This is a genomic window from Psychrobacter sp. TPE 89C (assembly GCF_055522395.1).
In genome coordinates, this window is record NZ_JBVFXW010000010.1 from 21,153 (window position 1) to 35,761 (window position 14,609).

Annotated in this window: 10 protein-coding genes; 3 read left to right on the plus strand and 7 right to left on the minus strand. The window is 43.4% G+C overall.

The genetic code is table 11. The features are described from left to right. Position 1: 1 nt before the first annotated feature. Positions 2–1,912, plus strand: coding sequence for an L-aspartate oxidase (gene nadB, locus ACZW67_RS05110; RefSeq protein ID WP_465182399.1), 1,911 nt, complete (start codon positions 2–4; stop codon positions 1,910–1,912). A gap of 77 nt (positions 1,913–1,989) precedes the next feature. Next, complete coding sequence (locus ACZW67_RS05115) at positions 1,990–2,874, plus strand: phosphatidate cytidylyltransferase (RefSeq protein ID WP_465182400.1); 885 nt, start codon at positions 1,990–1,992, stop codon at positions 2,872–2,874. Positions 2,875–2,905: 31 nt separating this feature from the next. Here the strand turns inward: ACZW67_RS05115 and ACZW67_RS05120 are convergent, their stop codons facing one another. The 3 genes from ACZW67_RS05120 to ACZW67_RS05130 are packed head-to-tail and all read right to left on the minus strand — an operon-like array spanning position 2,906 to position 7,584. After that, positions 2,906–3,721 (minus strand): SDR family NAD(P)-dependent oxidoreductase, encoded by an 816-nt coding sequence (locus tag ACZW67_RS05120; RefSeq protein ID WP_465182401.1) that lies wholly within the window; start codon positions 3,719–3,721, stop codon positions 2,906–2,908. Further along, on the minus strand, positions 3,718–4,905 hold the full coding sequence (locus ACZW67_RS05125) for a patatin-like phospholipase family protein (protein ID WP_465182402.1): 1,188 nt from the start codon (positions 4,903–4,905) through the stop codon (positions 3,718–3,720). Before ACZW67_RS05125 ends, ACZW67_RS05120 begins: the two co-directional genes overlap by 4 nt. Positions 4,906–4,908: 3 nt before the next feature. Beyond that, positions 4,909–7,584, minus strand: a complete 2,676-nt coding sequence (locus ACZW67_RS05130; protein WP_465182403.1) for an alpha/beta fold hydrolase — start codon at positions 7,582–7,584, stop codon at positions 4,909–4,911. Between the two features lie 206 nt (positions 7,585–7,790). Between ACZW67_RS05130 and ACZW67_RS05135 the strand changes: the two genes are divergently transcribed. Further along, a complete protein-coding gene (locus tag ACZW67_RS05135; protein ID WP_465182404.1) occupies positions 7,791–8,702 on the plus strand; it encodes a LysO family transporter in 912 nt (303 codons plus the stop codon). A 72-nt stretch (positions 8,703–8,774) separates the two neighbouring features. Here ACZW67_RS05135 and ACZW67_RS05140 read toward each other — a convergent pair whose 3' ends face one another. The 4 genes from ACZW67_RS05140 to ACZW67_RS05155 all read right to left on the minus strand — a co-directional run bounded on the left by ACZW67_RS05140 (position 8,775) and on the right by ACZW67_RS05155 (position 14,083). After that, a complete protein-coding gene (locus ACZW67_RS05140) occupies positions 8,775–10,001 on the minus strand; it encodes a hypothetical protein (RefSeq protein WP_465182405.1) in 1,227 nt (408 codons plus the stop codon). Between the two features lie 22 nt (positions 10,002–10,023). Continuing rightward, positions 10,024–11,256, minus strand: coding sequence for a PIN domain-containing protein (locus ACZW67_RS05145; protein ID WP_465182406.1), 1,233 nt, complete (start codon positions 11,254–11,256; stop codon positions 10,024–10,026). 36 nt (positions 11,257–11,292) lie between these two features. Then, the gene (locus ACZW67_RS05150; RefSeq protein ID WP_465182407.1) at positions 11,293–12,582 is read right to left on the minus strand and encodes an FAD-dependent monooxygenase; all 1,290 of its coding nucleotides are present in this window, start codon (positions 12,580–12,582) and stop codon (positions 11,293–11,295) included. A 166-nt stretch (positions 12,583–12,748) separates the two neighbouring features. Continuing rightward, entirely contained in the window at positions 12,749–14,083 is a 1,335-nt protein-coding gene (locus tag ACZW67_RS05155; protein ID WP_465182408.1) for an FAD-dependent monooxygenase, read from the minus strand. Positions 14,084–14,609 lie beyond the last annotated feature (526 nt).

Sequence of the window (14,609 nt, forward strand, 5' to 3'; positions counted from 1 at the left end):
TATGAGCGCGGATAATGTCAGACAAACAGACGTACTTATTATCGGTGCAGGATTGGCCGGTTTAAGCACTGCGCTATCACTACCAAAATCGCTAAGTATCATGGTACTGAGCAAAGCCGCTTTGGAGGTTTGCTCAAGCCATTACGCGCAAGGTGGTATCGCTGCAAGTTTGGACAAAAACGACTCTGTGACCGACCATGTCGCTGACACCTTAATCGCAGGCGCAGGGTTATGCGATGCTAATAATACGACTGAGATACTAAGTGAAGGACAGCAGGCTATACAGTGGCTATGCGAACAAGGTGTCCCTTTTACTCAGAATTCACAACAAGATACGAAGCAAAAAACTTTAACTGATTTAAATAGTACTGATTTGAATACTAGTAACTTAGAAATTAGCAACTTACACCTTACCAAAGAAGGTGGCCATGGCTGCAGGCGAGTGGCCCATGCTGATGACGCAACGGGTCGGCACGTTATGGAAGCTTTAATTATAAAGGCACATGCTGCAAGTAATATTACGATATTACCGTATCATGAAGCGTTAAGTCTGCTGAAAGACAATAGAGACAACCACTGCCAAGGTGCACGCGTTTTTGACCACAATAGTCATCGTCAACTCACTGTTTATAGTCACGCAGTCGTACTGGCCAGTGGCGGTTTAGGGCAGCTTTTTCAACGTGCCAGCGCGCCCAATGTATGTGTCGGTGACGGCGTCATGATGGCTTGGCAAGCGGGTTGCCGTTTGGCAAATTTAGAATTCATTCAATTTCATCCCACGGGCTTAGCATTAGATGACAGCAGTTTCTTAATCTCTGAAGCACTTCGCGGTGAGGGTGGACGGCTGTATTGTCCGCAGACAGGTCGACGCTTTATGCTCAATGTTGATGAGCGCGCTGAATTGGCACCCAGAGATATCGTCGCACGAGCGATCGCTGAGCAGATTAATGTAAATGGTCTTGGCTACGTACATCTTGATGTCAGTCATCTACCAGCGCCATTTTTACAAGAGCATTTTCCGCAAATTTATCAGACTTTGTTAACGCTTGGTATTGATATCACGACGGATCCGATACCAGTCGCCCCTACCGCCCACTATAGTTGCGGGGGGGTCGTCACATCTGTGAACGGTATGACGGATGTAGTGGGTCTTTATGCAGCAGGCGAAGTTGCTTATACAGGACTACATGGAGCCAACCGTTTGGCGAGCAACTCGCTATTGGAATGCGTGGTGGTTGGTCGCAATATCGCCGCTGACTTGCCTCATTATTTGACAGAAATTGAAGTATTAGATGCAGAGCTACATACATCGGCGTATCGTCATAATTTGAATGTAAGTGCCAATGACATTTGGAAAACACCCATACTGAAAAACACCCAATCGATTACTCTTCCATATTTTGCATCATCGAGATCAAATTTATACGATTATCATGAAGCTAGTAAGCCCTGCCATTCTGATGCTGACATGACAGAAATCATTGCAAAACTAAAAGCGCTGATGACCGCTAATATGGGCATCACACGTAGTGCTAAAGAATTAGAGGAAGCACTTAAACAGATACAACAATGGCAGCAATGGTTGAAAAAACCTGAATTAAGTTCGCTTAGTAGCAGTGATAGTAATAGCAATATCAATCGCAAAAATAGCACTGTCAGCATTGATGAGCTTACACATTTACAGTTAGCAAGACAGTTACAATTAGCGATATTAATTATCCAGTCAGCTTCTCAACGTCTCGAAAGTCGCGGTGGGCATTATAGAAAAGACTATCCAAACCTAGCCGTCACACCTCGAACAAGTGTGATTAATCCATTATTAGACCCGAGAGAAGGTAGTATTGACTGGCTTATTCAGCCTATAATTGTTCACTCAGGAGCTAGAACAATAAAAGCGACTACTGCTACCTAGAAGCAGCGGTTCATTGGCATTCTAGTCATTACTAAAGTGGTTGATGACTGCTTTTTATCTCTCAAAGTGTTAAAAACATGTCTACTGATACGCTGTTTGTTATCGGACTTATGATGGTAGTAAGTTTGGTTTGGGGCATACTGGCTATCCCTCGTCTACGTACTCGCTTGCCTAAGATTTATCTGATTGCACGCTCTTGGTGGTTTATGCTGGTTGCGCTATGTCTTTGCTACAGTATCGCTAAGCTAGAGAACCCTAGTCAGTACGATCAGTCTTATCCTTATCAGTGGCTACTCATTGCCTTTTTTATGTTAATTGGCCTACGCGGCTGCTATGAGATTAAGCGCGTATGGTGTATATATGACAAAGCAGGGCTGATTAGCAAACTCCAAGCACGCGGGCTACAACCACAAATAATATCTGACGAAGAAAACTCAGCACTGACACAGTCCTATATGCGTCTCAATCTATTGGATATTGTGTTTAGCAGTGTCTTTATCTCTCTGATCTTGAGCCTTATCGCCTTGCAGCAACTGACATGGCAACGTGAGCAATATGGCGTCTTACTTTTTGTCTTCTTCGCCAGTCAGTTCAACGATATTGCCCAATACTTATGTGGGCGACTACTGGGACGCAAACTGTTTAAGCGAGGTCTCGCTCCTACCGTTAGCCCAAATAAAAGCATTGAAGGCGCGGTCTTTGGCAGTTTACTTTCGGCTATATTGGCTTCATCGTTAGGATTATGGCTCACGCCTTTTAGCGGGTGGCTTTGTTTACTAGCAGCCTACGGCTTGGCAGTTAGTGGTATCGCAGGAGATTTATTAGAGTCAGCATTTAAACGCCAACATGGGGTAAAAGATACCGGAACGATGCTGGCTGGACATGGCGGCGTATTAGATCGGGTGGACAGCTTACTGATTGGAGTACCACTATTCACCCTACTCTACTGGCTCTTTGGATGAGCAGCCCATTTTTGATTAAAACAGTGCTTGGTTAAGAAGGCTTATCCAATTTACTGCGTAATATCCAATTGAGTAATGGCTTGGGTAAGTGGTTTAACGCCCGAGTAATATAGCGCATGGAGCGTGGAAACACAGCTAACTCAACATCATTATCAATCGCCTGCATAACCTCTACCACAGCAGTCTGCAAACTCAAGATAAATGGTTTATGACTGGCATCACCATCATTCAAATCGCACAACGCTTGGGTATCGATATAACCTGAAGCAATGCAGGTCACTTGAACATTATAAGGGTCAAGCGCCAATCGATAAGCACTGGCAGCCGCAATCATCGCTCGTTTGCTTTTAGCATAGAGGCTGGCATAAGGATAATCCATCGTACCTGCGATAGAGGCGATACAGATGAGGCTTGGCTTAAGGTTATTGGTGATATCCATTGACTGATGTTGCTGCTTTAACTGCGCACTTGCCCATCTAAAAACCTGCTCAAACGCCTGCAAGTTAATCGCTAGCATTTTATCGCTGTCTGCTTGACTCAGATGTTGGACACGCTCATTGGTGTAACTACCCGCACTATAAATCAGCCTGTCAAAGCGAACACTGGACAATGTCTCTAGTAGATTTTTTATTTGCGTGTCATCAGTCAAATCACAAGCATAAGTAATGATAATAGGATACTGGCTATTGATGCATTCTATCTTTGCCTCGTTACTACCAACAACGCTCACCTGCCAGCCAAGCTGCAGATGATGCATAGCCAGTGCTAAACCAAGACCACTCGTGCCACCGACGATAATAATATGCGGCGTATGATTTTCGGCGGTATCTTCTACGAGAGTTTTCACAAATTATGCTGCTGTATATAGTCAGCTGTACGCTGGTAGCCATATTGCCATTGCGCCTGCATTTGCTGCACAAAACCATCATAATCAGCGTGTATCAGCTCAACGGTCATTTGCTTTAGATTAAAACGCTTTTGCACATTTTGACCTGATAACTGCTGTTCGTTATCGGCAAACGGTAACCAATGTAGCTGATGGTTGTTGCTAGCGGTATTAGTATGCGACGATACTTCCATTGGTTGATATCCGTGTACTGCGGCCAACCGCTCATTAGGGTCAAAACCAAAAACCCTTTGAATCGCGGGAGCAGCCAGCCATGAGTCGTAACCTGCCTTAGTCTCTGCAAATATGCTATCACCCAACTGACACGCTAGCTCAATCGGTGTGAGATTGATGACCCCACCTAAGCACCAACCAAGCTCTGTAATATGTATAGGCGGTAGATAATACATGTCGGCCATAGAAGCACGAACCACTGACGCAAAATCCCATTGAGTCCGTATCTCTACTGCCTGATGTATACGACCACTTGCCAATGTATGTGCAGGTGATATCAGTTGCTCGTCAGCCAGACTTGATACAGAATGCTCAAAGCGTGGCGGCGCAAATAACAATTCTTGCAGCTTTAATTGTTCATTATATAAACCATCAACAGGCGCTTGATACAGTCGGCTGGCAATGATGGCTATCTCAGGGACTCTAGCATTAGGCTGACTATTGACATTTTCGCTAGAAGCAAGGCTAGACAGCTCGTCAAGCCATTGCTTTTCATTATCGACACGAAACATCGCGAGCTGCTGCAGCTCATCCAAGAGTCGCGCATAGCTGTCTGTTTGTCGTTGCTTTTGTCCATTAGACGTACGCCGTGACAGATGCCAACGTTTGAGTGTATGAGCCATATAACGCATTTTTACACGCCTATTGGCTTCATCTGGCGAGACATGTCTGATTGCAGCAATGGTACGATACAATTCGCGGCTGCACATCAGCGCTTGCAAGTCTTTAGTGTCAGGAGCTAGGTTGACCAGATAAGCGGATAAGCTCCCGCCGCAAGTACCAACGATAACATCTGGTTTTAGGTCATACTCGACCAACGCCGCATAGCTGCCTAAGTAATAGCCAAAACGTGAGCCACCTCCGGAAAAAAGTTGGACACGCTCATAAGGCTTGGTACGGTTATTAGTCATTTGTTATTTATCATCGATTGATGCCGTTTTGATCGCCAATGATACGGTAAAGATACCAAAGCGGTCGATACGCATGGCGACTTTCTTGAAGCCAGCACGCTCAACCAATTGATCCATCTCCGCTTGTGATCGACAACGCATCACCCAGCTGCTACCACGGTGGTTGTTCAACGTTTTACTGATAAACTCTTGCTCAGGGTGCCACGGCTGATTGGTATAAATTAAATAACCGTCCGCTTTTAAACTGTCATAAATGCCATCTAAGGCTGTTACTGGTAGCGCGTTATCAGAAAACAGCTCAAACACGCCTGAGCTGATGGCAATATCGAAACCTGACGTGTTCAATGCTTCGCCTTTAACACTTGCACTTACCGATTTTATACCTTTATAACTTGCTGCATCAAAAGCATCTTTTTGACACGCAACAACTCGATCAGAAATTGCTAACTGCTCCGCCTTGGCTTGTAATGCTTGAATATTATGCATCTCATAATCTCGTAACTCCGCATGCAACTCTGTAAACTCAGTTAGCAGATCAAAGGCATAAAAACCATGACCACTAGCGATATCTAATAGTTTTAGTTGGTATGGCTTAGCCTTACTTTGGTTTTTATCTTCAATATCTGCAAGTGCTATACGTGCCAGCTCCAATATATGAGCGCGGCGTATACGAATGCCTTGCCAGCCGATATTACTTAAATAAAATTTATCGATTGCTTGACCAAATTTATTCTGACCGCTCGGCTGATTGTAATAAACGTGGTCAAGCGAGTGGCCAGAATCAAACCCATGCTCAAGCCCTGTCGCAATCGCATCGCTAACATGACCGAACTTTTGCATCGCAAAACGCATAATCGCAAAACTTGGATTAAATGGCTTAATCGCTAAACGATCGACCTTATCTTTACTGGCGCTGTTTAAATGTGCCGCACTCAAATCAGGTGCTTGGACGTGTGTGCTAAATACTTGCTCAGCGAAATCAATACAGTCAGCAAAAACGTCTGCTTTATTGGTCTCATGAAAGATTGCATGATAGCTGTCTGGATACAGTTGCCAGCGTTTGGTCGGTGTATTTATCGCTTCATAAAACGCACGTTCAGACTGTTTATCCACCACATAATCTTTACCCGCACACAATACAAACGTCGGAACAGTAATGGCACCGGCATCATCCAGCAAACGCTGACCAGTGGCATGCGTATCAATCAGTAAGTCAGTTGAAATACTGTTCGAGATGAGCGGATCAGCATTGTAGGCTTGCTGCGCGTCTTTATCATGCGTCAATACTTGCGCTTTGACATAACTGCTGACACGCGACATCAGACCCAGCGTACGTGCTACTTTCAATGACGGTATCGCAAAAGGCAAATACAAGCGAATACTCAAGGCAGGCGTGCCGAGTATCATGCCGCGAATATTGGGCGCATAATCATGCACCCATGCTGCTGCCAGCACCGCACCGATACTACTGGCGACAATTAAGGTATCTTCGATAGCAATGCCTGTCTGCCCAATAACCAATTGCACAAAGCCATCTAAATCACGTTCAAGCTCGGTAACGCTCTCAGCATGGTCTTTGATACCGCCTGAGCGACCATTGCCACGTGCATCCCAAGCAAAGACTTGATAACCAGCTTTTGCAAACTGCTGTCCTAGCTCTGCTAATCGACCCGAATGCTCATGACCTCGATGCAAGAGAATAACTTGACGTAGAGGCTGATTGGCTTTTTTCACATCCTCTAAAGGTATCGTGAGCCAGTAGCGATAATAAATAGCCGTGCCGTCATAAGCGTTGTAGCAACTTTCACCATTAATGATTGCAGCTGAAGACTTCTCAAAACTAACGCTAGCCTGTTTTTCTGATTTTTGACTATTAACAGTGGTGGTTGGCATTTCTTTAAACTCCAATGGGCGAGCGTTATCAATATAATTATTTGGTAAAACAGTATTAAGAGATAGCCAGTTGTTTGTTGACTCACACGTTACTGCTCGAAGTGCTGGTGGCTGATGCATCAAGTATAAATTGGTCATATAGCGTAAGCGATTTAAGCACGTTTTTAATAAGAGTGCTTCGGTCAATATGAATAGCGGCATAATGCTGAGATGAGCGCGCGATAACGGTACCTTGCTACCCATAAAAGCCCCAAGCACGCCTAGCACCAAAGCGCGATCACTTTTCCCTAGCGGCCCTTGGTTTGCCCTAGCCCCTAGCATCGTATTGCTGGCGATACCGAGCAGTTCGGTACTCATACTTAACGCTACAATACTACTGATATGCCGCTGAGTGGTTGGCGACTTACTCGTGCCAGTTTGTCGTTCAGAATTCATTTGTAAATCATGCTTAGCAATATGAGGAGCCAAACTGGCAATGAGCGCCGTATCAGCGATAATGTCGCCCGCCTCATTTAGTACTGCACCCAATCTAGAGGCCTGACCATGCCCACGCGCCATCATGCCGTCGATGGCATTGAGTGCCATACGTACAAACAGTGATGAAGGCAATAGAAGCCATAAGGCTTGCTGCTCAGTCGCAGGCTTAGCAATCACATACGCTGTACCCACACTCAATAATACTGCGGATACAGTGACTTGATTGGCAGTGATGTTTTGTGCGACCAACGCATTACTCAGCGGTCGCAGTTGATCTTGAAATTTAGGCTTGAGCTGATATAGCGACATAATGCCAACCACGTATTTTCGGTGTCTTAATTTAAAAACAAAAGTTTATTAAATAAATGCTTAAACATTGCTATAAACCTCATTATAATCCATAAGAATTGGGCTTTATAAAGAATATGGTTTGCCAATGCAAGTATTTATATATCGATATGATACAATCTTCAGCTTCTAAAAAACGCCTTGTTACAATTTATGAGTCTGCCGTTATGCAAAGCATGATTACCCTTGTTCTAGTATTAATGCCAATGTTTGTTGGCTTTGCTATTCCTTCTAATCCGACCATGACCAAGCTTGCGGATAAAGGCCTATCCTATTTGGTCTACATCATCTTAGCACTTATTGGGATTGAGCTATCACAAGTAGAAGGGCTGGGTAACCAGTTGGGCGAAATTGCTCTATACGTCACTGTCCTATCGGTGTTAACGATTGGTATGGGCTTGTTTTCACTCATGGCATTCGATCATCTGCACCCTTGGCATGCCAAAAAACCAAGCGTCAAATCTAAAGAGCATCGTGTCAGTATTCGCGGCAGTCTCGCGCAGGTTGTTTGTGTGGTGATTGGGATGGTGATTGGCTACTTCTTACCTGCCAATTATATGCCGCCAGAGAACACCATGACCGTCCTACTAATGATTTTGATTTTGCTGGTTGGTATTGGTCTAAAGGGTTCAGGCATCACGCTCAAAGAAGTAATGCTGAATAAACGCGGCGTACAAATGAGTGTTGTCTTTACGCTGGCAGTATTAGTTGGTGGACTAGTTTTTGCGCTAATATTCACCGATGTCTCGTGGACCAAAGGCTTGGCGCTATCGTCAGGGTTTGGTTGGTATTCACTATCAGCGATTGTGATGACAGACGCTTATGGCGCGGTTTGGGGCAGTGTCGCCTTATTCAATGACTTGGTGCGTGAGTTCTTTGCGCTATTATTTATACCCGTTTTTATGCGCAAATCTCCTTCTGCAGCGGTAGGACTTGGCGGTGCGACCAGCTTAGATTTTACCTTGCCAATCATTCAACAATCAGGCGGTCTAAAGGTCGTGCCATTGGCCATTAGCTTTGGCTTTATTATTAATATTGTCTCACCCGTATTGATGGTGTTGTTCTCGTCGTTGGGGTAACGTTAATTTTTGACTCACATATAGTATAAGTCCTTTCATTATGATTAATGATTAGGGCGCGTTGAACACGCCCTAAGCCATCTCCAGCTCTTTTTCCGCCTGACAGGTATCGTCATGCCACTTGATAAAAGCATCAATGGCTTGCGTAGAGGCTGTATTTCTATCAATACCTTTTTTACCAGAAAAACTCTCCATATAGCGACAGGCTCGATAGTTTTTAGCATACGTATCGTAATTGGTAATCCACTCTTTCCGACGAGCCTTTAACTCTTTTTGACGTTGCTCAATACTACTATCTACGTTCATGCTCTCGACATCAAACCAAAAGTTTTTGGAAGGGATCTCTTTAGTCAGTTTTTTATCCTCAACCTCATTCATGCGCCACGGTTTGGCCGTGAGTCGCGCTCGAAAACACTGCTGCGCCTGACAGAGACGCACGTAATTGGTATCGGCATGGAAATACTCAAACCAGTCCGCGACTAACGCATCATTTGGCGAGATAGTATCGTGGGTAGCAATAATACGAAAGCCTGCAGGCGTCTTATACAAACGAAAGGTCTCATTGGGATGATTGGCAACGCGCTGTTGAATCAAAGTAGCTATAAAAGGCTGTAACGAATTCATTTCAGCAGTATATTTTTGCATATATGCTTTATCTCTTTGGCTGGCTTGTTGCCACAAATAGACGGTCACGCCAATCATAACCATTAACAGCCATAACCATGATAGTCCGAGCCAAGCGATAACACTGGCGATAAGTATAAAGAGGATAATAAACCCCCAAACTGGTAATTTGTTTGATGACTTAGTTTGATAAGTGGGTATAGCAGGCATAAAGCCATTAGGACTGTAATGTTCGGGATATAGATGGCCTAATAGATCTTTATTATCGACATCAACGATCGCGATGTTATCGATGTTAGCCACTTGGGCACCATAACTGTTACGCGTGACTACAAGCTGCGTATCAGATGCCTTACTCTCTAAACCAGTTTTAGTTAAGCCATTCTCTGAAAAATTCTGTTCAGAAATAATCTGCTCACGAATGGGAATGCCATTACTTTCGTTATACTCTTCCCTACGCTCACGTCTGACAATATCCTTGCCATCTAGCCAGCGTTGATGAGCATCTTTCACTCGAGCCTTAGCATGAGCCAAGGCTTCTACTTGACTGACATCTGACCAACCATAGCGCTTAATAGTTGCTTGCTTAGAATTAAAGTCATCGGATGCGTTATCAGCTGTTTCTGACAATTCAAAGCGCTGCTTATATTGCGCCCAGTATTTAGGGATGAGCATGAATTTTACCTTTTTTAAGCTTTTATATTTTGTAGCTAAGCTTGTTTGTATCTGATATGACGATAACTTTATTTTTAACCATCTGTTTAATAAGTTTATCGATTACTTTAGGATTCTCGTTACGTAAATGGCTTTTAAGATAATTCACTAAGCTTGATTTTTTGGACGGTCTAGATGTTGGCGGTCGACTTTTTATTAATGTTATTACACCTTGATATATCGTATCAGAAGCTTTGATTTTCTCATTATTATCGTTTGAAAGTTTGCTTGTATTTTTCGGTATATCGTTAAAAGGCGAATAATGGACAACTTGATTATCCTGCTTAATATAAGCTTGCTTTTCTAACCACTTCACGACTAGGCTAACTTTTTTTTCATCATTTACTTGGCGATAAGTTGCAAGTTTCTGCCTAATAACATTATTTAGTCCATCAATTTTTTTAGCCTTATTTAATAAAACTTGATCCTTTACTAAATCCAATATTCCTTGGCTATCTACTTTATAACTTAGTTTTTCTTCGTTTTGATCGTGGCTAATAAGACCTAATTTAACAAACTTATCAAAAACCTGTTCAAAAATATAATCTTGCTCAAGATTATTAAAGTTCTCTAACATTTCCACTGGAACATACTTCTTCATCAAATGTAATAAGTTAGATTTATAGCTTGGTAAAAAGATTTTACGATTGACAATGCTATCAAAAACTAAGATATAACAGTCATATATAATCACCTTAGGCACATCGTTTCCGATCGGCCGATCTGAAGCATCTTTGTTTTCAGTTACTACGTTATCGATGTTATGGAACATAACTTCTTGATTATCTTCAACGATAAGTGAAACTTCCTCTATATCTGACACAGTACTTTCATGCGACTTATAATTCACAGTTAACTGATTAGCATTTACTAATCGCTTAATACTCATACCATCATAGGTACTATTGAGATGCTCAACTAAGATATCATAGCCACTATCTCTTGCTAAAATACAGACATCAGCCTTAGGATCAATTTCAGAGATCTTGCCAAGATAAAAAGATAAGTGAAAATCTAGTGCATTCTTTCCTGCATGTTGCATCTTAATAATATGTACATTTTTATTATCAAACCTAAGCAATGTTTCAACCAGTTCAAGTGGTAGACTCTTTTGCTGATTAATACCCAAAAACAGCCATACGTGACACTCATCGACCTCCACATCATCGAAACTTTTGGGCTGAATGTTCTCATAATCAATTAAAATATGCTTCATCGAAATATTCTTATTATTTAATTTAAACTGCTGTTCTTAAACCCCACTCGCCTGCTTAGCAAACAAACGCATGAGCGGCTTCATCTTGCCAACACGGTACATACCTTCGCTACGTATCTGCTGTACGGGACGTAATTGCGCCAGCGACCCTGAGAATAGCCAGTTAAGGGCAGAAAAGCTGTGCATCATCAGGCTATTATGCGGACGACGCAGACGCTCGTAACTACGCAACGTTTGATTACTGCCCCAAATCGTACCGCCACTACGAGTAAAGTCGTGTGCTAGTTGCTCGCTCAACACTTGCACATCAAGCATGCCCAGATTCAGCCCTTGACCTGCCAGCGGATGCACACCATGTGCCGCATCACCGATTAATACCAAGTTATCAGCCACGTAGCTTTTCGCCTGTTGCGCGGTGAGCGGAAAGCTAGCGACTGATTCAATCTGACTGATAGCGCCCAACTCATAATGACAGGCAGCAGCCAGTTTATCAGCGATAACGCGTCCATCTTTCTCTATCAATGCCAATGCTTGATTGCGCGGCAACGTCCATACGATCGACTGCCAATGTTGCGGATCAGCTTTGTCTTCATCAGTGATATCTGCTAATGGTAATAACGCCAGTGTACCCGTGGGCAACATCGCCTGACGCGCGGTTGCTTGATGCGGTTTTTCAGTATGAATCGCACAGCAAATCGCGGTTTGATTATAATCGAGTGTATCTAGACCAATCGCTGCCTGTTTACGTACAAATGAACCCCGACCATCCGCGCCCACTAATAATTGAGCGTCAATCACCGTACCATTATCAACGGTGACACGGTATCCTGACGCTGCACCCAGCCAATCCATGTTTGTGACTTTTTGTCCCGCGATAATGGTCAGATAATCACTGACATCATCTTCACACAGACGTTGCGATAGCGCATGTTCAATAACGGCTGGTTCGACCATGCTACCGAGCATTTGCGGCATAACAGAATTAGAAGGATCATCACTACTATCACCAAAATTATCGCTACTCTCACCAAATAGCAGCTCGCCCTTACCATTCAGTTGCCATACTTGCATTTGTGAGTAATCAGCCTTACGCTCAGAGCTCGCAATCTTTTGCCACGCGCCGACGTCTTTGAGTAAGTTAATACTGGCCAAACTCAGCGCATAGACCCGAGCATCACGCTTACTCAGCACGCTTTGCCAAGCTGAGGCATCACGAGCCGGACGAGCATCAATCAATGTCACAGGCATTTTTGCTTGTGCCAGTTTTAACGCAAGCGTTGCACCAACGATACCGCTACCGATAATCAGCGTATGGTTGTTTTTCATAAGGTGTCTCTCAATACTGGTCAATATTAGAATGCTTGTTATCAATCTTACTTATATATAGTTGATTCAGTTTAAAAGAGAGACAAGGCAACCAAGTGTAGATGTATATTGAATACTTCAAGCGAGGTTAACGCTGTCACTCTTTTAAAGAGGATTAGCTATAGCACTACGATTTTAAGCCCATCGCATAGGTCGCAACTAGTGGCTTAATGTTTGGCAATTTATCAAAGGCAATTAGAGCCACATTTCTTGCCAGCTTTATGACTGGATTAGGATAGGTAAAGCCATGTACCACAGCATCGCAAAAACGAATGACACGTTTTTGATCGCTTAGACGTGCTTTTTCATAGCGTTTGAGTAGCGTTGGATCACCAATATCTGCGCCTTTGAGCACTTGCGCATTCATCATCTGCGCCAATACATGCGCGTCACGCATACACAGATTAAAGCCTTGCCCTGCTACGGGATGCAGTGTGTGAGCAGCATTGCCCATGACCACGCAACGACCGTCTACTTGCTTGTCTGCTAGCACACGTGTCAATGGATAAGCGCCGCGGCGACCAGCAGCGATAAACGTGCCAGCACGTTGACCAAAGGCTTGCTGCAGTGTCTGTAAAAAATGTGCGTCATCTTCTAAATAGCGTTTCTCTTCGCCCTTTGGACATACCCAAACAACTGAACGTCTGTAGCCACTCTGGTACTCATCATTGCCGTCACCACTTGGATCTGTCAGTGGTAGTACGGCAAGTGGACCCGCTGGGCTAAAGCGCTCAATCGCCATATGCTCATGCGCTTTGTCAGTTTCTACCACACCGACGATAGCCGTTTGCTGATAGTCATAAGTGGTCGTGCCGATATCCAATAGCTGACGCACGGTAGAATCACGTCCATCACAAGCGACCAAGACACTGCCCTGTAATTTCTGCGCTTGTTCTTCTTCACCGTAATAGCTAAAGCTCAGCGTGATACCATCCGCTTTTTGTGTCACTGCGCTGACATTGGCATTATCAATCAAGGTAATCAACGGCTCCTGTTGCGCGGCCAATAAAAGCTTGCGGCCAAGCCATGCATTTTCTATTACTTGACCAAATGACTCTACTTTTTCTTCTGCTTTATTGAGCTGCGCACGGCCAAAGCTGCCTTGTTCGCTAACCTGTACTGCATCGATACGGCAGGCATGGCTTTGTAACTCATCCCACAGGCTAATCTCTTGGTAAATCTGTACAGTGCGGCGTGATAATGCGGTATTGCGACTGTCCAAATAATGGCTGCGATTGTTGTCATCATTTGGACTGATGGTCGGATAGCTGTTTTTTTCTAATAACGTGCTCGCAATGCCATGATTCGCTAGCAGCAGTGCAAAGGATAAACCGACATGCCCGCCACCTGCGATAAGTACTTGCTGCGCCGTGATTGCCTTACTATTATCAGCTGTGGTTTCAACCACATTTTCAACGTTGCCTTTAACATTCGATAAAGTTACATCATCATTTTGTGTCATTATTATTCCTACTTTATTGTATGGGAAGTGCTTTCTATAATTGATGAATGGGCTATTAATTGCCGCTAGCAGCCACTTAAATTTTATAATCCTGCTCATTTTATTCGTGTTTTAAATTTAATTATAAGCGCTATGATATCACTCATAGATTACCACAAATTATCTATCGCTCCGTGCCCTTAACAGTAGACAAAGCGTGTACTAAAAATTCGTGATATCTTGTACGACTGAAGACTAATTTAATATCAGATTGACACGTAAAAGCTATTAACTTCATAAAAGCATTCAATAAAACATGACCGTTGCAATCACCATACAAAAACAACGTCATGTATAGGATGTATGGCTTGAAATTTAAAAACTATCTACCATAATAAAGGCAAGACCGTTACTTATCATCACTCTTAAAACAAACAACAAAATCAACAGCATTGCTACCGTCATTTCTATCTCTACCATTTAAAGCCAAGACAATAACGAACGACTATTTTATCTCTTAAGTCCAAAGCTTAATAAAACAACATCA

Coding starts and splice junctions, on each gene's coding strand:
- nadB (WP_465182399.1), top strand. CDS start 2: ATGAGCGCGGATAATGTCAGACAAACAGACGTACTTATTATCGGTGCA.
- ACZW67_RS05115 (WP_465182400.1), top strand. CDS start 1,990: ATGTCTACTGATACGCTGTTTGTTATCGGACTTATGATGGTAGTAAGT.
- ACZW67_RS05125 (WP_465182402.1), bottom strand. CDS start 4,905: ATGACTAATAACCGTACCAAGCCTTATGAGCGTGTCCAACTTTTTTCC.
- ACZW67_RS05130 (WP_465182403.1), bottom strand. CDS start 7,584: ATGTCGCTATATCAGCTCAAGCCTAAATTTCAAGATCAACTGCGACCG.
- ACZW67_RS05135 (WP_465182404.1), top strand. CDS start 7,791: ATGCAAAGCATGATTACCCTTGTTCTAGTATTAATGCCAATGTTTGTT.
- ACZW67_RS05140 (WP_465182405.1), bottom strand. CDS start 10,001: ATGCTCATCCCTAAATACTGGGCGCAATATAAGCAGCGCTTTGAATTG.
- ACZW67_RS05145 (WP_465182406.1), bottom strand. CDS start 11,256: ATGAAGCATATTTTAATTGATTATGAGAACATTCAGCCCAAAAGTTTC.
- ACZW67_RS05150 (WP_465182407.1), bottom strand. CDS start 12,582: ATGAAAAACAACCATACGCTGATTATCGGTAGCGGTATCGTTGGTGCA.
- ACZW67_RS05155 (WP_465182408.1), bottom strand. CDS start 14,083: ATGACACAAAATGATGATGTAACTTTATCGAATGTTAAAGGCAACGTT.